Origin of the sequence: Streptomyces sp. NPDC017056 (assembly GCF_044332485.1) — a bacterium.
Classification (GTDB): Bacteria; Actinomycetota; Actinomycetes; order Streptomycetales; family Streptomycetaceae; genus Streptomyces.
The window spans coordinates 47,525-65,906 of the sequence record NZ_JBIRPD010000018.1; the positions used below are offsets into that span (position 1 = coordinate 47,525).

At 72.8% G+C, this 18,382-nt stretch carries 11 protein-coding genes; 6 read left to right on the forward strand and 5 right to left on the reverse strand.

Translation table 11 applies throughout. The annotated features are described in order from the left end of the window. Window positions 1-71: 71 nt before the first annotated feature. Window positions 72-1,130, reverse strand: a complete 1,059-nt coding sequence (locus tag ACH4OW_RS29015) for a tartrate dehydrogenase (protein WP_398030673.1) — start codon at window positions 1,128-1,130, stop codon at window positions 72-74. 110 nt (window positions 1,131-1,240) lie between these two features. Continuing rightward, window positions 1,241-2,134, reverse strand: a complete 894-nt coding sequence (locus tag ACH4OW_RS29020; RefSeq protein ID WP_360133633.1) for a LysR family transcriptional regulator — start codon at window positions 2,132-2,134, stop codon at window positions 1,241-1,243. A 381-nt stretch (window positions 2,135-2,515) separates the two neighbouring features. On the opposite strand from ACH4OW_RS29020, the gene ACH4OW_RS29025 reads away from it, so the two are divergent. The 4 genes from ACH4OW_RS29025 (at window position 2,516) to ACH4OW_RS29040 (ending at window position 12,262) form a co-directional block, all read left to right on the forward strand. Next, complete coding sequence (locus ACH4OW_RS29025) at window positions 2,516-10,168, forward strand: SDR family NAD(P)-dependent oxidoreductase (protein ID WP_398030674.1); 7,653 nt, start codon at window positions 2,516-2,518, stop codon at window positions 10,166-10,168. A gap of 10 nt (window positions 10,169-10,178) precedes the next feature. Next, a complete protein-coding gene (locus ACH4OW_RS29030) occupies window positions 10,179-10,877 on the forward strand; it encodes a chaplin family protein (RefSeq protein ID WP_360133639.1) in 699 nt (232 codons plus the stop codon). 114 nt (window positions 10,878-10,991) lie between these two features. After that, window positions 10,992-11,504, forward strand: a complete 513-nt coding sequence (locus ACH4OW_RS29035; protein WP_398030675.1) for a hypothetical protein — start codon at window positions 10,992-10,994, stop codon at window positions 11,502-11,504. Between the two features lie 152 nt (window positions 11,505-11,656). Beyond that, window positions 11,657-12,262: a DUF1360 domain-containing protein gene (locus ACH4OW_RS29040; protein ID WP_398030676.1), complete on the forward strand. Its 606-nt coding sequence runs from the start codon at window positions 11,657-11,659 to the stop codon at window positions 12,260-12,262. A 29-nt stretch (window positions 12,263-12,291) separates the two neighbouring features. Here ACH4OW_RS29040 and ACH4OW_RS29045 read toward each other — a convergent pair whose 3' ends face one another. Continuing rightward, a complete protein-coding gene (locus tag ACH4OW_RS29045; RefSeq protein ID WP_360133648.1) occupies window positions 12,292-12,468 on the reverse strand; it encodes a hypothetical protein in 177 nt (58 codons plus the stop codon). Window positions 12,469-12,745: 277 nt separating this feature from the next. Next, complete coding sequence (locus ACH4OW_RS29050; protein WP_398030677.1) at window positions 12,746-14,314, reverse strand: MFS transporter; 1,569 nt, start codon at window positions 14,312-14,314, stop codon at window positions 12,746-12,748. A 64-nt stretch (window positions 14,315-14,378) separates the two neighbouring features. On the opposite strand from ACH4OW_RS29050, the gene ACH4OW_RS29055 reads away from it, so the two are divergent. Continuing rightward, on the forward strand, window positions 14,379-15,422 hold the full coding sequence (locus ACH4OW_RS29055) for a helix-turn-helix transcriptional regulator (protein ID WP_398030678.1): 1,044 nt from the start codon (window positions 14,379-14,381) through the stop codon (window positions 15,420-15,422). Window positions 15,423-15,662: 240 nt separating this feature from the next. Next, window positions 15,663-16,817 (forward strand): cytochrome P450, encoded by a 1,155-nt coding sequence (locus ACH4OW_RS29060; protein WP_398030679.1) that lies wholly within the window; start codon window positions 15,663-15,665, stop codon window positions 16,815-16,817. A gap of 46 nt (window positions 16,818-16,863) precedes the next feature. On the opposite strand, the gene ACH4OW_RS29065 is transcribed toward ACH4OW_RS29060, so the two are convergent. Continuing rightward, on the reverse strand, window positions 16,864-18,237 hold the full coding sequence (locus ACH4OW_RS29065) for a cytochrome P450 (protein WP_360133659.1): 1,374 nt from the start codon (window positions 18,235-18,237) through the stop codon (window positions 16,864-16,866). Window positions 18,238-18,382 lie beyond the last annotated feature (145 nt).

Genomic DNA, 18,382 nt, shown 5'->3' on the forward strand with positions numbered 1-18,382 from the left:
TTCTCCTCGTCGGGGGAGGGGCACGGCCGGGCGGGGACGCCGCGGCTGTTCGAGGCGGTGCGCGCGGCCGTTCAGAGGAGTTCGAGGAGCTTGCCGGTGAACTCCGCGGTGGTGGCGGTGCCGCCCAGATCGGGCGTACGGACGTCCGACTTGGCGAGGACCGCCGCGATGGCACCGGTGACGTCCCCGGCCGCTGCACGGTGGCCGAGGTGGTCGAGCAGCATGGCGGCGGACCAGATCGCCCCCAGCGGGTTGGCGATGCCGCGGCCCGCGATGTCCGGCGCCGAACCGTGCACCGGCTCGAACATCGAGGGGAAGTCGCGCTCCGGGTTGAGGTTGGCGGCCGGCGCGATGCCGATCGAACCGGCCACGGCCGCGGCCAGGTCGCTGAGGATGTCCCCGAAGAGGTTGGAGGCGACCACCACGTCGAACCGCGCCGGCTCCAGCACGAACTTCGCCGCCAACGCGTCGATGTGCTCCTGGTCCCAGGCCACCCGCGGGTGCGCGGAGCCGCGTTCGGCGACCAGCTCGTCCCAGAACGGCATGGTGTGCACGATGCCGTTCGACTTGGTGGCCGAGGTGAGCCTGCCGCCGCGGGTCGCGGCCAGCCCGAAGGCGTAGTCCAGCACCCGCGTGACCCCGGCCCGGGTGAACACCGACTCCTGAACGGCCGCCTCTTCCGGGAAGCCGCGGTGCAGGCGCCCGCCGATCTCGCTGTACTCGCCTTCGGCGTTCTCCCGTACGACGACGAAGTCGACCTCCCCCGCCACCGCGCCCCGCACCGGGCTGTCGAGCCCGTCGAAGACGCGGATCGGACGCAGGTTGACGTACTGGCGGAAGCGGCGGCGGATCGGTATCAGCAGTCCCCACAGCGACACGTGGTCCGGCACGCCGGGGAAGCCGACCGCGCCGAGCAGGATGGCGTCCTTGTCACGCAGCTGCTCCAGGCCGTCCGGGGGCATCATCGCGCCCTCGCGCAGATAGCGCTCGCAGGACCAGTCGTCGTACGAGGTGTACGAGAAGGCGAAGCCGTGCCGGCGGCCGACGGCGTCGAGGACCTGCCGCGCCGGGGGCAGCACTTCGGTGCCGATGCCGTCACCGGGGATCAGGGCGATGCGGTGGTTCGTCATGCGGTTGATTGCAGCAACGGGCCCGCGCAACCGTCCAAGACGCAGTTGCGATCTGCCTTATAAGCAGGGCCTATCAGGGTCAATCAGGGTCTACCAGAGCCTGACAGGGGCTATCGGCGTGCGTTTCCGCCCTCGGGCAAGGCCGCCGCCAGAAAGGCCCGCGCGGCAGGGGACAGCCCGGTGCGGCGGCTCACCAGCCCGATGTTCAGCGTGGTCTTCGGCTCGATGTCCAGCGCGCGGGCGCCGGTACGCTCCGCCACCGCACGCCAGGACTCCGTCACCACCGCCAGCCCCACCCCGGCCAGCACCAGGGGGAGAATGGCCACCCGGTGCTCGGTCTCGGCCGCGATGGTGAACGCGATGCCACGCTCGCGCAGACCGTCGACGTACGCGCGCATCCCCGTACCGCGCTGCCCGACGATCAACCGCTGCCCCGCCAGCTCCTCGCACGCCACGCTCCGCCGGCCGGTGAACGGCCCGTCAGCAGGCGTCACCAGCACGAAGCGCTGCTCCCCGGCGGGGTGGGACGCCACCTCCCGGTCCGGCAGCGGCCCCGCCGTGGCCAGCAGCCCGAGCTCGACGGCGCCCGTGCGCACCAGGTCGACCACGTCACGGGAGGTGAAGGCCGCCTTGACGGCCACCGAGACCCCCGGGTAGCGGCCGCTGAAGGCACGGATCATCGTGGTCAGCGGCTCCACCGCCTGCGACGGCATCGCCGCCACGTCCACCCGGCCCGTCCGCAGTTCGTGCACGGCGGCGACGCCGGCCCGCGCGGTCGCCAGGCTGCGTACCGCGGCGCGGGCCGGCTCGATCAGCGCCCGGCCCGCCTCGGTGAGCACCGCCCGCCGCCCGATCCGGTGGAAGAGGTCGCTGCCCAGGTCGCGTTCCAGCGCCCGCACCGCCTGGGACAGCGACGGCTGGGAGACGTACAGGGCCGACGCGGCACGGTTGAACCCGTCGTGGTCGACGATCGCGAGGAAGTACTCCAGCTGCCGGATGTCCATCCACCGATTTTCTCCCGGGGCGATCCGATGGACGTCCGGCCTTCCCACGCCCACGGCCGCAGCTTCGCCGGGTTGCAAGCCACCCGGATCCGGATGACGCGCCCGCCCAGGACGTCGAACGAGGCGACGGCGGAGAGGAATCGGCCGACAGGACTGTCACGATCGGTCATTGCCGACCTCCTGGGAAAGAAAATCCGACAGAAGTGAGCTCGCACACTCAACGAGCGCGCGGCAAGCCTGGGAACGTGCCGGAGTGACGATTTTCGGGTAGCTGTTTTGTAGCTCGTTAGGGGGACGGTCTCTTGTGCCGCGGAGATGTTCTGGTCAGGATGCGCTGACGTCGGCCCTGCCGTTCTCGTGCTTATCTGCAGTGGGAGGCTCATGTCAGTCAACTCCAGCAAGGCACCTTCCCTCGATCGGGGAATTGCGGTCATCGGAACGGCCTGCCGGCTGCCCGGCGGAATCACCGGTCTCGAAAGTCTGTGGGCGGCTCTGTCGGCCGGCGCGGACCAGATTTCGGAGGTTCCCGGTAACCGGTTCGAGGTGGCGCGGTTCGTCGATACGGCCATGCCGCGGCCGGGAAAGAGCTACACGAAAGCCGGCGGATTCCTGGAAGACGTCAGCGGCTTCGACGCCGCCTACTTCGGTATTTCGCCGAAGGAAGCGGCGCAGATGGATCCCCAGCACCGGCTGCTGCTGGAGCTGGCCGTCGAAGCCTGCGACGACGCGGGAGTGGCCCCCGCCACCCTGGCGGGCACGGACACGGCCGTGTACGTGGGCGTGTCGGACCAGTCCTACGGCGCGCTGCAGATGATGACGCCGGAGAACGTCAACGCGTACACCATGTCAGGGGCCGCGTCGTCGATCGCCGCCAACCGGCTCTCGCACTTCTTCGACCTGCACGGCCCCAGCATGATCGTCGATACCGCCTGCTCGTCGTCGCTGGTGGCCCTGGCGCAGGCGTGCCGGACGCTGCGGGACGGCACCAGCCACGCCGCCCTGGTCGGCGGCGTCAACCTGCTGCTCAGCCCGCAGAATTTCGTGGGCTTCTCCCAGGCGTCGATGCTCTCGCCCAGCGGGCGGTGCCGCTCCTTCTCGGCGGACGCCGACGGCTACGTCAGGGCCGAGGGCGGGGGTGTGATCCTGCTCAAGCGACTGGCCGAGGCCCTCGCCGACGGGGACCGGGTGGACGCGGTGATCGTGGACTGCGCCACCAACAGCGACGGGCGCACGCCAGGCTTGGCCCTGCCTCGCATGGAGTCCCAACGCGCCTTGCTGGAGGACGTCTACCGCCGCGCCGGACTGACCGCGGACGATCTCGCCTACCTTGAGGCGCATGGCACCGGTACGCCGGTGGGGGACCCCACCGAGGCCGAGGCGATCGGGCAAGCACTGGGTGTGCACCGCACCGCGGGCGCGCTGCCCATCGGGTCGGTGAAGTCCAACCTGGGCCACCTGGAACCGGCTTCCGGCATCGCCGGCCTGCTCAAGGCCCTGCTGGTGCTCCGGCACGGCGTCATCCCGCCGTCCCTGCACGCCACGTCCCCCAACCCGCGTATCGACTTCGACCGGCTGCGGCTGCGGCTGGTGGACCGTACCTGCCCGGTGGACATCGGCGAACGGTCGGTGGTCGGCGTCAACTCCTTCGGCTTCGGTGGCGCCAACGCCCACGCCGTCTTGGCCCCCGGCCCCGCGCGAGCCGCGCAGAAGAGCACACCGCCGGCACCGGGGCCGCTTCCTGTGGTGGTCTCGGCGCGCTCCGCTGCCGCGCTCGACGAAGCGCTGCGGCGAGCGGCGCAGCAGCTGTCGGTTGCCGACGCGGACGCGTTTTACGACCTGGCATGGACCATGAGCAACCGGCGCGGCGGGCATCCCCTGCGGGCGGCCGTGCTGGCCACATCCGGGCTGCAAGCGGCGGCCGCGCTGGCACGACTGGTCGAAGAGCCGGAGGCGGCAGGCACCGGGAGCCAAAGGAAGCACCCCGCCGAGCCGCGGGCGCAGCGGGCTGAGGCGGTGCGCGACGGGCGCCCGGTGTTCGTCTTCTCCGGCAACGGGGCCCAGTGGGCGGGCATGGGGGCCGACCTGCTCCGCGGCGACGCGGAGTTCCGCCGCGCGTTCGCCGCCGCGGACGCCGCACTGGAGGGCGAATTGGGCTGGCCCGTACTGCGCGAGCTGCAGCGGCCTGCCGGCCAGTGGCGGTTGGCGCAGACCGAGGTGGCCCAGCCGCTGATGTTCGCGATCCAGGTCGCCTTGACGGCGATGCTGCGCCACCAGGGCGTCGAACCGTCCGCCGTACTCGGGCACAGCGTCGGCGAGATCGCGGCGGCGCACGTGGCAGGAGCCCTGTCGCTCCCGGATGCGGCGCGTGTGATCGCCGCGCGCGGCCGGGCCCAAGCCGCCACCGCGGGCAGGGGACGTATGGCAGCCCTCACCTTGTCCCGCCGGCAGGCCGAAGAGCTGCTGGAACACTACCCGCGGGTGGAACTCGCCTGTGTGAACACCGCGCGCGACGTGACGGTGGCAGGCCCGGCCGACGCCGTGCAGGCGCTGGTCGAACACTGCGCCGGCCGGAACGTGGGCTGCTTCCTGCTCGACCTGGACTACGCCTTCCACAGCCGCGCCATGGACCCCGTCCGCGAACAACTGCTCGCCGGCCTGGCAGGGTTGCAGCCGCGCGAGGGCACCGTCCCGATGATCTCGGCGGTGACCGGGCAGCCGGTGGCGGGCCGCGAACTCGACGCCGCCTACTGGTGGCGCAACGTGCGCGACACCGTCCAGTTCGAGCCCGCGGTGACCGGCCTGCTCAAGGCGGGCTACGACGTGTTCGTCGACGTCGGGCCCCACCCGGTCGCACGGCCTTACGTGCGCCGCATGACGGCCGCTTCGCCCACTCCGGTGGCCGTCGTGCCGACGCTCTGCCGCGGCGGTGACGGCCCGCGGCAGATGCGGGCCGCCACCGCCGGCCTGATCGCCGCCGGGGCCCGTACCGACCGGAGCGCGCACTTTCCCGGCCCCGGGCACGTCGTCCGGCTGCCCGCCTACCCGTGGCAGCGCGAACGGCACTGGAACGGCGAGCACTACACCTGGTCGGGCGACATCGGCGAATACGACCACCCGCTGCTGGGCGTACGCACGGCTCACTGCGAGCCGACCTGGAGCGGACCGGTGGAACCTGCCCTCGTTCCGTGGTTGGCGGACCACCGTGTCGCCGGCGCGGTCATCCTGCCCGCCGCCGGCTACGTGGAGATGGCCCTGGCGGCCGGGCGGCGGGTCCTCGACGCCGCCTGTGAGGTCGAGAACCTGGAGTTGACCAGGCCCGTCGTCGTTCCCTGGGACGACCCCGGCCAGGTGCGCCTGGAGCTGACCTGGTCCCCCGAGGACGGCGTGGTCGGCATCGCCTCCGGGGACGGCCGGGCCGGGCGGGCCCGCCGGCACGCCCGCGGCCGGGTACGGCAGTTGTTCGGCCGCCCGTGCGCCGGCCTCGACGTGGCGGCCGCGCAGGCCCGTTGCCCGCACCGGATCACCGCCGGCCAGCATTACGCCACCATGACCGCCGTGGGCATCGACTACGGCCCCACCTTCCGGGTCCTGCAAGAACTCCGGGTAGGAGACGGCGAAGTCCTCGCCCGCTACCGCCTGTCGGCCGATGTGGGGGCCTACGAGGTCCACCCTTCGCTGTTCGACGGTGCCCTCCAGGCCGGCCTGCCCCTGATCCAGCAGGCGGTGGGGCAAGAACGTGACGCCTACCTTCCCGTCGGGTTCGCCGCCGTACGCGTATGGCGTTCGCCCGCCCCCGAGGGGCTGGTCCACGTGCGCCGGCGCAGCCGTACCGCCACCGAGCTGTGCTGGGACATCGTCGTCACCGGCCCGGACGGCACGGTGCACGCGCAATTGGAAGGGTGCCGGCTGCGCCGCTTCGACGGCATGCGCTCCGCCCCGCTGAGCTATCAGCGCACGGTGATGCGCGCCGCCCCGCACGACGGGCACGCCGTCGCTCCCAGCCCGCTGCCGCCCACCGCGGGCCTTCTGGCCCGCGTGCAGCACCGCGGCACCCCGTCGCCCGGCTCCGCCGACCACGCCACGGTCTCCAGCCGGGAGTTGAAACAGGTCTTCGCACGCGGGGCGGCGGAGGTCTTCGCCGCGCTCGTTTCGCATCCGGACGCTGCTTTCACCATCGACGATCTGGCGGCCGGCGGCATGCCGGAGCGACACCGCAAGCAGGCCAGGCTGCTGCTGGGTCTCCTGGAGCGCCAGGGCCTCGTCGCCCGCGTGGACGGCGAGCGGTTCCTGCTGTCCGTCCCGGACGGCTGCCCCGCCACGTCCCCGCACCCGTTGAACGCCGGCAGCACGGTGGGGCCCGCCGTCACCCTCCTGAACAACCTGTGCTCGCGGCACGGCCCCAAGCTGCTGCGAGGCGAAACGGAAATCCTGGGGAAGCTCTTCGACGACGGCGTTTCGGCGGCCTTCGAGCAGCTCTACGACATCGAATTCCCCCTGCGCCGCTACAACCGGGTCCTGCGAGCCGTGGTGTCGCAGCTGGTAGACCTGTGGCCCGCCGACCGGCCGCTGCGCATTTTGGAGTGCGGAGCGGGCACCGGCGGCGTGACGGCAGCCGTGCTGCCGGTGCTGCCGCCCGACCGTACGCAGTACGTCTTCACCGATGTCTCCCCGCAGTTCCTCACGCCGGCGCAGAAGCGTTTCGCGCGCTACGACTTCGTCGGCTACCGCACCTTCGACCTCGACCGGGACAGCGCGGGCCAGGGACTGGCCGAGGGGAGCTTCGACCTCGTCATCGCGGGCAACGCACTGCACACCGCAGTCGAGGTGGCCCCGGCGCTACGACGGGTGGAGCGCCTGCTGGGCCCCGGAGGACGGCTGATCGCGCTCGAATCACACGATCCGGAGTTGCTGGCCCCGCTGTTCGGTTACCTGGACAGCTTTTGGAACAGCACCGACCGCGTGCTGCGCGCCGACACTCCTCTGCTGTCCGCCGAAGCGTGGCTGCAGTTGCTGCCCTCGTGCGGTTTCACCGACGCCACGCAGGCAGCCGGGCCCACCGCCGACGCACCGGACGAGGCATTCTCCGTCTTCCTGGCCACTGCCACCTCCGCGTCGGCCGCCGCACCGGCCGCACCGGCAGCCGACCCCCACACCGCCTGGATCGTGGTCGCCGAGGACACCGGGCCAGGCGGCCTGAGCGCGGCGGTGGCCGATGCCCTGACCACCGCCGGCGCGCCCTCGGTCCAACGGTGGTCCGTTGCGGACCTGCACCGCGACGGCCGTCCGTGGCTCCCCGCACCGCACACCCGACTGGCCGTCGTACTGGTCCTGGACACCCCGGAACCCCGGACGGCGGCGGACACCGGCACCCCGCACGCCATTCACCTCACGACCCGTCGCGCGGGCATCCTGCGCACCCTCGCCGGCGCACTGGACGCGCTGCCCCTCGACCGCGGGCGCACCCTGTGGCTCGTCACCGGGCCCAGCGGTGCGCTGCCCGCCCCGGAGCTGCCCTCGTACCCCGTGGACGCGGCCGCCTGGGGCATCGCGCGCACGGTGAGCAACGAGTACCCCGACCTGGTGGTCAAACGGCTGTCCCTCCAGCGCGGCGACGACGTCGCCGCCGACGGGCAGCGGGTCGCCGGGGAACTGCTGACCGCTACCGACGAAACCGAACTGGCCCTGACCTCCGGCGGCCGTTTCGTACCGCGCCTGACCGAACTGCCCTCGCCCACCGGCACCTGCCCGGGCGACGACGTCCCCGCCTATACGCTCGACGCCCGCAACCCGGGCCTGTCCTACGATCTGGTCTGGCAGGAGACCGTACCCCCGCACGCGGGGCCGGGGCAGGTGGCCATCGCCGTCGCGGCAGCCGCCCTCAACTACCGCGACCTCATGCAGGTCACCGGCCTGCTGCCCGCCGAAGCCGAAGAGATCACCGGCGGACGGGCCGGACTGGGCCTGGAGTGCGCGGGCGTCGTCACCGCGGTCGGGGACGGGGTCGCCTCGCTGCGCGTGGGCGACCGTGTCCTCGCCCTCGCCCCCGACGCTCTGAGCACCCACACCGTCACCTCCGAGCACGCGGTGGGCCGCATCCCGGACACGATGTCCTTCACCGACGCCACCACCCTCCCGGTGGCCTTCCTCACCGTCCACTACGGCCTCCGGCAGTTGGCCCGGCTGGCCGAGGGAGAAACCGTGCTGGTCCACGGCGGGGCGGGGGGAGTGGGCCTGGCCGCCTTGCAGTACGCGCGACGCTGCGGCGCACGGGTCATCGCCACCGCGGGAACGGTGGCCAAGCGCGACCTGCTGCGCCGGCTCGGCGCCGAACACGTCCTGGACTCCCGCAGCCTGGCCTTCGCCGACGAGATCCTGCGGCTGACCGACGGGCGCGGTGTGGACGTCGTCCTCAACTCGCTCGCCGGTGAGGCGGCTGCCCGCAGCCTCGAACTGCTCACCCACGGCGGGCGCTTCATCGAACTCGGCAAGCGCGACATCTACGAGAACCGCCCCCTGCTGCTGCGCCCGTTCCGCAAGAACATCGCCTTCCACGCGGTCGATCTCATCGGTCTCCTCCAGGACCCCCGGCTGGCCGTGGCACAGTTCGCCGAGGTCACCGAACTGGTACAGCAAGGCACCTACCGGCCCCTGCTGCACAGCGACTACCCGGCCGCCCGCGTCGACGAGGCGTTCAGAACGCTGCAGCACTCCCGCCACGTCGGCAAGATCGTCGTGACCTTCGACTCCCGGGACGGATCACCCCGCGTCGAGCCGCGGGACACCACACCCGCCCTCGACGCCGCGGCCACCTACCTGGTGACCGGCGGTCTGTCCGGCTTCGGCGCGCTCACCGCCCGCCACCTGGCCGAGCGCGGCGCCCGCCACCTGGCCCTGGTCGGACGGCGGGGAGCCGGCACCCCCGAAGCCGAATCCCTGCTCACCGACCTCGCCTCGCGCGGCGTGCAGGCCACGGTCCACCGCGCCGACGCCGGCGACACCCGGGCCATGGAACGGATCGTGGCCCGGGCCGCCGCCTCCGGGCACCCGCTGCGCGGAGTCGTCCACTCGGCCATGCACCTGGAGGACGGCTCACTGGCCGAGCTGACCGACCGGCAGTGGCACACCGTCCTGGCACCCAAGATGGCCGGTGCGGCGGTGCTGCACGACCTCACCCGCCACCTGGACCTGGACTTCTTCCTGCTGTACTCCTCGGTCACCGCCATGCTGGGCAACATCCGGCAGGCGAACTACGTGGCCGGCAACCTCTACCTCGAAGCCCTCGTACGCCGGCGACGGGCCATGGGACTTCCGGCGACCGCGCTGGCCTGGGGCGCACTGGGCGAAACCGGCTACGTCGCCCGCAACGACCTGACCGACGTCATGCGCCGTGTCGGTTTCGAACCGGTCAGCTCCCGGCAGGCCCTGCACGCCGTCGACGCGGTCCTGACGCACGGCACGGACGTACTGGGGGTCGGCTGCTACAACTGGGCGCCGCTGTCCCGCGTCCTGCCCGCCAGCATCTCTCCCCGCATCATCGCACTGCTGCCGGTGCTCTCCGACGACGCCGGGCACAGCAAGGAAGAGCTGGCGCGCACACTGGCCCGCATGCCGGTGGAGGAGGCTCGCGCGCTGATCGCCGACATCGTCGCGGGCCTGTTCGCCGACGTGCTGCACATGTCGCCGGAACAGATCGAGCACCACCGACGGCTGGACGAGTACGGCATGGACTCGCTGATGGGCACCGAACTGCTCGTCACCGTCCGGCAGCAGTTCGACCTCGACCTGCCCCCGATGGAGCTGCTCAGGTCCGAGGGCACCATCGCGGACTTCGCCCGCATCGTGCACCTTCGGCTGGGCCTGGCCCGCTCCGCCGACGGCCGGCCGACGACCGGTGACGGTCCGCCGGAGTCCCAGGCGTTTCCTTCCGCCCGGTCGATCGTTTGGCCCGATACGACGTGCTCAGCACCCGGAGCGGTTCCGCTGCGGCTGCCCGACGGGCGCCCCGGGCCCGATTCGTCATCTGCGAAGAGATGAAGGACCACACGTGCAACACACCGTGAAAAAGAGTGTGCTGATCGCCGCCACGGCGACCGGCATCCTGGCCGGCGTGGCAGCCAGTGCCCACGCCGACACCGGAGCCGCGGGGCGTACCGCGAACTCCCCAGGCGTGGCTACGGGCGACCTGGTCCAGGCCCCCGTCCATGTACCGGTCAACCTGTGCGGGGACACCGTGGACGTCGTCGGCGTCCTCAACCCCGCCTTCGGCAACCAGTGCGTCAACTCCGGCGGGCACCAGCCGGCGCCCGGACCACAGCACTCCGAACCCCAACAGCCGTCCGCGCCCAGGCACAAGCCTCCCGAGCCCGGGCAACCGGCTGGGCACAAGCCGCCCGCGCACGAGCCACCGAGCCACGCCCGGCAGTCGCGCCCCGCCGAGCGGGCGGCGGATTCCCCGCGCCCGCTCCACCAGCCGCCCGCCCGGGCCAAGGCCCCTGAGCACCGGCTTCCTCCCGAGGTCGCCGGCGCGGTGGACACCCGCGCGATGCCTGCCGCGCACGACCCCCGCCGGCCGTCTGCCGCCTCACCGGCGGGCGGAAAGGGCCGGGAGATCACACCGGCCGCGCAGACGCCGACGCTCGCGGACACGGGCAGCAGCCACCTGGACGTCGCGGCCGGGGCGAGCGCCGCTCTGCTCCTCGCCGGCGCCGTACTCATGAGGCGCAGCCGAAGCTCGCGCTCCTGACGCCCTGTCGCCCGGCGGTTCCCGGCCACGGGCCGGGAGCCGCCGACAGGGTCACCGGCCGCAGCCCGGTTCCGGAGGGCGCCGGCCGCATATACCGTTCCGTTGCGTCGGATCGTGGACGGTGGAGGGGTGGGCGACATGGCGGTGGAGATCTGGCATGCCACTGTGCTGGGGCATGTGAAGCCGGTGCTGGAGGCGAGCCGCGACCGCTGTCGGCGCGAGCGGCGTGAAGGAACCTTTCTTCCCCCGTTTCCGGGGGTGCTGGAGTGGACCCTGCCGTGGGGAATGGACGACGGCAACGGCCTGGTACGGCTGACCGTCTTCAGCGAGTACGTCCCGGAGCGTACGGAGACCTGGACCCGCGTGGTCGTCGCCGCCGCGGCGCGCGGCTTCATGGGACCGGGGACCGGGCACGTGGCGCTGCCCCGGTTCACGGCCCGGGGCGGCGAGTGGGTGACGTCGGCCGGCGAGGCACCTCAGCCGGACGCGCAGGACGCGCCGCGGCCGGACGGGCCGCTGACGCGGGGGATGGCCGAGGCGCTGCTCAAGGGTGTCGGCGGGGTGCCGGACTCGTTGCGCGAGGAGCCGGGCGGGGAATTCAGCTTCGGGGTGAGCCTGAGCGGGTGAAGGGGGTGGGCGGCTGCTACCCGCCCGCGATGCCCCTCGCCCCGCCGCAGCGCTTCGGGTGTAGCCCGTTCGGCCGCATCTCGGCGCCGCCGCGTGCACCGGGCGGGCGTGCGGGTACCGGTCACCCGGCAGCGTCGTCCTAGGAGGGCACCATGGCATTCAACCCGCTCCCAGAAGAGGGCAAACCCGGCGGCACGGCGGACCGCGTCGGTTCGGCGGGCGAATCGGTGGGCGAAGGGGACCGCGGGCCGGGCGGCGCGGGACGCGGAGACGAGCGGGCAGGCGGGTACGCGCAGGGGGAGGAGGTCCCCATGCGGGGCTACGCGGTGCTGGCCGGGACGTACGCGGGGGCCACCACCCTGTTCGCCCTGCGAGTCCGCAGGTCCGGGCGTACGCTGCCGTCCGGCGTGCCGCCGTGGGACCTGCTGCTCCTGGGCGCGGCGACGTACAAGGCGTCGCGGCTGCTGGCGAAAGACAAGATCACCAGCCTGGTGCGGGCCCCCTTCACCCGGCGCGCGGGAACCGTCAGCGCCAGTGAGGTGATGGACGAGCCGCGCGGCCACGGCGTGCGCCGTGCCACCGGCGAACTGCTCGCCTGCCCCTTCTGTCTCGCCGCCTGGGTCGGCACCGCGCTCGTCTGCGGGTATGCCGTCGCCCCTCGCGCCACGCGGCTGGTCGCCGGTGGGCTCGGCGCCGTCGCGATCTCCGACTGGCTGCAGTACGCCTGGAGCTTCACCCAGGAGCGGGCCGAGGGCTGAGGGCGTGTGTCCGGCGCGGCGCCGGGGCGTCACAAGGACGGGGGCTCAAGGGCGTACGTCGTGCCGCACGCGCCGCAGGCGAAACGGCCGTTGAGCCCGTCGTTCGCGCTCTGGCACTCGGGGCACGTCGCCGAGGTGAAGTACGCCGTGAGCTGTTCGCCCGGGCTTGCGCTGTCTTCCGCCGTGGCGGAAGGCTGTTCTGTCATCCGGATGCTCCGCGGTTGCACGACCGTCTGCCGTCGGGCCCTTGGACGACCTGGGCGCCGCACCGGTTGTCTCACATGATGCCCTTCTCCGGCCTCCTGAGGTGCGCGACTCCCCTACGGGGAGAATCTGCCTACAAAAACATCACCAAATCCCCTTGGGATGGTTACGTGAGCACCCCGGAGCGGGAGAGCGTACGCCATTCACGCTGAGGGCCGTTCACGCTGACGGGAAGTCGGCGGACAGCCGGCCGGGCCCTTCCGCCCGGCCGGCCGGGCGTCACTGCTCCGGCGTGTCCGCGGGCCGCTGCTCACCCCCGAGCGCCGCCGCGTGTTTCGGCAGCAGGAGCATGAGCGCCGCCGCCGCGGCATAGAACGCGACCTGCCAAGGGAGAACCGAGGCGAAGGCGTCTCCGTAGGCGGCGAGCGGGGGAGCGCCCGCCGTGGACGAGGCGCCGAGTCCGGTGAAGAACAGCGCGCCCAGGACGGCCACACCGACGGCGTTCCCGACCTGGCCGACGGTGGTCAGCACCCCGCCCGCGGCACCGGCGTCCCGTACGGGCACCCCGGCGAGGACGACATTGACCAGCGAAGGCGACGTCAGCCCGAGCCCGAGCCCGCCGGCGAACAGCGGCAGCGCCAGTTGCCAGAAGCCGGGGTTCGCCCCGTCCCGGACGACGAGGAGCAGGAGCAGCTGCGAGGCGGCGAGCACGAGCGAACCGGAGACCAGCAGCCCACGGCCCGCACGGGAGGCCAGCCGGACGCCGATGCCGGAGGTGAGGGTCGAGCCGACCGCGTACGGAAGGATGATCAACCCGGTTTCCAGGGCCGAGCGTCCGGTGCCGTACTGGAGGTAGAGGGACAGCAGGAGGAAGAACGACCCGATGGCGCCGAAGAACAGGGCGGAGGCGGCCAGGCCGCTGCTGAAGGCCCGCACGCGCAGGAGCGCCGGGTCGAGGACGGGCAGACCGCCGCGCGCGATCAGGCGCCGTTCCCGCCTGAGGAAGAGCGCGGTGACCGGCACGGACAGCAAGAGGATGCCGAACCCCCACCAGGGCCAGCCCCACTCGTGGCCCTGCACCAGGGGGAGGAGCACGCACACCGCGGCCGCCGCTGCCAGGGCCGCGCCGGGGAGGTCCAGCCGGGAGCGTACGACCTCGCCGGACTCGGGCAGGAACCGGGCGCCCAGCACGAGCCCGACGGCCGCGACGGGAACGTTCACCCAGAAGACCGTCCGCCAGCCCAGGCCGAACACGTCGGCGTCCACGAGCAGTCCGCCGAGCAGCGGCCCCGCGACGGAGGCGAGCCCGAGAACCGCGCCGTAGGCGCCGAACGCCTTCGCCCGCGCGGTCGGTGCGAAGGACGACCGGATGAGGCCGAAGACCTGCGGGACCATCAAGCCGCCCGCCAGCCCCTGGCCGATACGGGTGGCGATCAGGAACGCCGGGTCGGGCGACAGGGCGCAGGCCGCCGAAGCGGTCGCGAACGCGGCCAGCCCGGTCAGGAAGACGCGCCGCCGTCCGAACTGGTCGCCGATGCGGCCACCGGTGATCAGCCCGGCGCCCAGGGACAAGGTGTAGCCGGCGACCGTCCATTGCAGGGTGGCCTCGCCGGCCCCCAGCCCTTCGGCGATCGCCGGGGCGGCGACGGTGATGATCGTGGCGTCGAGCAGCTCCATGAAAGAGGCGACGAGCACCACGACGAGAGCGACCACTGCGGCGGAGCCGGAGAGGGGAGCCGGGTCGTGTGGTGGTCGTGTGGCCCGGGTTGCGCGCGGGGCGCGTGGCGTTTGCGGCATGCGGGGCGGGGCGGCGGCCGACCGGCCGCCACCTTCGTTGGGTGTGGACATGAAGACCAGCGTGGCAGCGGTAGCGGCCACATACCGGCCGCTATTCCTGGCAGGCTCGGGGACCATGGCAGAGACCTCCGCACGCCTCCTTCTCCTCCTCTCCCTGTTCCAGTCGCGGCGCGAATGGCCGGGCGCCGTGCTGGCAGAGCGGTTGGAGGTGAGCCCGCGTACGGTGCGTCGGGACGTCGCCCGGCTGCGGCAACTGGGCTATCCGGTCCGCGTCGGCAAGGGGCCCGGTGGCGCGTACCGCCTGGACGCCGGGGCGAAGATTCCGCCGCTGCTGTTCGACGACGAACAGGCCGTCGCCGTGGCCGTCGCGCTGCAGACCGCCCCCTCCACGGTCGCCGGCATCGGGGAGGCGTCCGCACGTGCACTGGCCGCCGTCCGCCAGGTCATGCCGTCCCGGTTGCGGCAGCGGGTCGACGCGGTGCGGGTCACCTCGATCGACAACGCCTGGGACCTGGCGGCGCCCCCGGTCGCATCCCAGGTGCTGCTGGCCCTGGGCACGGCCGTCCGCAACAGTGAGGTGCTGGTATTCGACTACGCGACGGGCCCGGCGGGCCGGGAGCTCGCGCTCGTGGCGCCGCCGGACCGGCGCCCGGAGACGGCCGAGGCGTCCGCGTCCCCGTCGTCGCCACGCGTGGAGCCCCACCACCTCGTCGTGTGGTCGGGCCGCTGGTACCTCGTCGCCTGGGACTTGGAGGGTTCCGGCTGGCGTACCTTCCGTGTCGACCGCATCACGCCGCACGCCCCCACCGGGGTCCGTTTCACCCCGCGCGAACTGCCCGGCGCCGACGTCACGGCGTTCGTCGTCGGCCAGCACGACCGGGGCGACACCCCCGGCCAGTGGCCCTGCCACGGCGAGGTGATCCTCGACCTGCCCGCCTCGGTCGTCGCCCGCTGGGCGCCCGGCGGCGCCGTGGTGGAGGAGATCGCCCCGGACCGCTGCCGGCTCGCCCTGGGCGCGTGGTCGTGGACCGGCCTGGCGGCGCTGACCGGGACCTTCGCCTGCGACATCGAAGTGCTCGGACCACCGGAACTCAAGGCGGCGTGCGCGGAACTCGCCCGCCGCTACGCCGCGGCGGCGGCCGGCCGTCCTGCCGGGTAGCCGCCGTGCCGCGGGCACGGGCCGTACCGCCGCGGGTGGCTGGATTTGTTCAGGTGTCCGTATGGGCAGATTGTGAGGCGGGGCTCGCGATGCGAGCTCTGTTGTACATGCCCGTAGTGCACTGTTTTTTGACTGGAGTGTTCCGTGTCGTTGAAGAGCCAGCCATTGTTTCCATTGGTCCCGCACGCCGATCCGGCGGAGGAGGCGAGACAACTTCATACGCGGGGCAGTCTGGTGCCGGTGAGACTTCCGGGGGACGTGGCGGCGTGGGCGGCGGTGGACCACCGCACCGCCCAAACGGTGCTCGGCCACCCCGATCTGACCAAGGACGCCGCGTACTGGCCCGACCTGGTGTCCGGCCGGGTTCCCGACCACTGGGAGCTGATCGCCGTGATACGCGGGGCGGGGATGCTGCACGCCGGCGGTGACGACCACCGCCGCCTGCGGAAGCTGGTGAGTGGCGCGTTCACCCGGGCCCCCATCGCGGCGCTGGAAGGCCGTATCACCGAGATCGTCGACGAGTTGCTGGACGACCTGGCGGCCGCGGACCCGGAGGAGCCGGTCGATCTGCGCGAACGATTCGCCTACCGGCTTCCGGTGCGGGTCATCTGCGAGGTGCTGGGCGTACCGGACACGGCGGTGTCCGGGCTGCGCGACGCCTTCGAGCGCCTGGTCACTCCCCGGGAGGACGGGGAGTCGGACATCCGCGACGCGCAGGCGGCGATCCACGGCTCCCTGACCGCGCTGCTCGCCGCCAAGCGGCAGGCGCCGGGCGACGACCTGACCAGCGCCCTGATCCAGGCGCGGGACGACGGCGACCGGCTCAGCGAGCAGGAACTGGTCGAGACGCTCTTCCTCGTACTGATCGCCGGGCACGAGACCACGATCAACCTGATCACCAACGCCGTGCACGCGGTACTGCAGAACCCGGACTCGTCGGCGGCCGTCCGCAAGGCAGCCCGCGACGCCGGGGGACCGGTCACGGGGGAGCCGGATGACGACGTGTGGGCCGCGGTGGTCGACGAGACACTGCGGTACTCCTCGCCCGTGCGGCACGCCCTGATGAGGTACGCGGTCAAGGACACCGACATCGCCGGCGTCCGGGTGGCCAAGGGCGATCCCGTCCTCGCCTGTCTGTACGCCGCCGGCCGGGACCCGGAGCGGCACCCGGACCCCGACGCCTTCGACGCGACCAGGCCGACGCGCCGTGACCACCTGGCGTACGGCCACGGCGCGCACTACTGCCTGGGGGCGCGACTGGCGCGCCTGGAGGCCCGGATCGCGCTGCGGGCGCTGTTCGCCCGCTACCCGGGCCTGCAACTGGCCGGTGCTCCCGAGCGGCTGGCTTCCCTCTCCGTACAGGGTGTCGGCGCCCTGCCGGTCCGCCTGGGCTGACGGCGGCGGGCCCGGGCGCGTACCCGGGCCCGCGTCCCGGCCCTCGCTACCGCGAGGACTTCCGGTTCCGCCACGACGTGCGCTCCGGAGCGGGCGCCGCCGTCGACGGCGGCTCGAAGCGGGGCTGCGGCTGGGGCGCGTGCGTCTCCTGCCGGGGGCGCTGGGGAGTGAAGTGCACGGGCAGGGTGTTCAGGCGGCTGGACACCAGCGAGGTGGTGACGGACAGCTCGCTCTCCGGAACGGCGAGCGTCACGTCGGGCAGCCGCGCCAGCAGCGTGTCGATGGCCGTGTCGGCGATCGCCCGGCCGATGTCCATGCCGGGGCACTCGTGCGGGCCCTGGCCGAAGGCGAGGTGCGAGCGGTTGCCGTGCACGGGCGTGGACAGGTCGGGGCGGACGGCCGGGTCACGGTTGCCGGCGGCCAGGCCGAGCATCACCATGTCGCCGCCGCTGATCTGCCGGCCGCCGAGGACCGTGTCGCCGGTGGCCCACCGGTTCGGTACGAGCGCGAGCGGCGGCTGGTCCCACATCACCTGGTCGAGCGCGTCGGGCAGCGTCATCTGGCCGCCCGCCAGGTTTCCGCGGAACCGGCGGTCGGTCAGCACCATGCGCAGCGTGTTCGCCATCAGGTTGGCGGTGTTCTCGTTCGCGGCGACGAGGGCGTGGCGCAGGTGCTGCAGCACCTCGTCCTCGCTCAGGCCCGCCTCGTGGCGCAGCAGCCAGCTGGCGAGGTCGTCGCCGGGGGCGGCCGTCTTGCGCCGGATCAGCTCCTGCATGGTCTCGACGACGACCTGGTTGCTCTTCACGGCGGTCTCGCTGGGCCGGACCATGTCGCGTACCGCCTCGCCCAGCGGCAGCGCGTCCTGCTCGGGTATGCCGAACTGCCGGCTCAGCACCAGGATCGGCAGCTTCTCGGCGAAGTCGGTCACCAGGTCGGCCCGGCCGGCCGCCGCGAACGCGTGCAGCAGCCGGTCGGTGTAGCGCACCACGTAGCGGCGGTTGCCGTGGCGGTTGATGCGGGCCAGGCTGTCGGTGACCGCGCTGCGCAGCCGCGCGTGCTCGTCGCCGTCGGCGAAGGCGATCACCGGCTGGTACGCGGTGATCGGCAGCAGCGGCGAGTCGGGCGGGAGGCGGACGTTCCACCGGCGGGAGTCCGCGGAGAACAGCATCGGGTTGCGGAGCACGTCCAGGTTCTCCTGGTGCCCCAGGACCAGCCAGGCCCGTACGTCACCGGGAAGCAGCACCGGGGCCACCGGCCCGTGTTCCTGGCGCAGCTTCTCGTACAGACGGTGCGGTTCGCGTTCCGCCTCGGGGCCGTAGAGCCGTCGCAGCCCGTCGGCTCCCCTTGCGTGCGCGGGGCATTGCGGGGGCGGGGCCGGCAGGGACGAGGTGCTGGGGGCGCCGGGAAAGGGGCTGGTCACAGGTCCTCCGAGAAGCAACGGCGGGGCAACGCGCAGCATATCCCCGGTCCGGCCCGCGCCCGCAGGCAGCCCGTGGGCGGGGACGGGCCGGCGGGCGCCGCGGATTCCGGTACGTACGTTCCGCCGGTGCGACGCCAACCCCGCT

Coding starts and splice junctions, on each gene's coding strand:
- ACH4OW_RS29015 (WP_398030673.1), bottom strand. CDS start 1,130: ATGACGAACCACCGCATCGCCCTGATCCCCGGTGACGGCATCGGCACC.
- ACH4OW_RS29020 (WP_360133633.1), bottom strand. CDS start 2,134: ATGGACATCCGGCAGCTGGAGTACTTCCTCGCGATCGTCGACCACGAC.
- ACH4OW_RS29025 (WP_398030674.1), top strand. CDS start 2,516: ATGTCAGTCAACTCCAGCAAGGCACCTTCCCTCGATCGGGGAATTGCG.
- ACH4OW_RS29040 (WP_398030676.1), top strand. CDS start 11,657: ATGGCATTCAACCCGCTCCCAGAAGAGGGCAAACCCGGCGGCACGGCG.
- ACH4OW_RS29045 (WP_360133648.1), bottom strand. CDS start 12,468: ATGACAGAACAGCCTTCCGCCACGGCGGAAGACAGCGCAAGCCCGGGC.
- ACH4OW_RS29050 (WP_398030677.1), bottom strand. CDS start 14,314: ATGTCCACACCCAACGAAGGTGGCGGCCGGTCGGCCGCCGCCCCGCCC.
- ACH4OW_RS29055 (WP_398030678.1), top strand. CDS start 14,379: ATGGCAGAGACCTCCGCACGCCTCCTTCTCCTCCTCTCCCTGTTCCAG.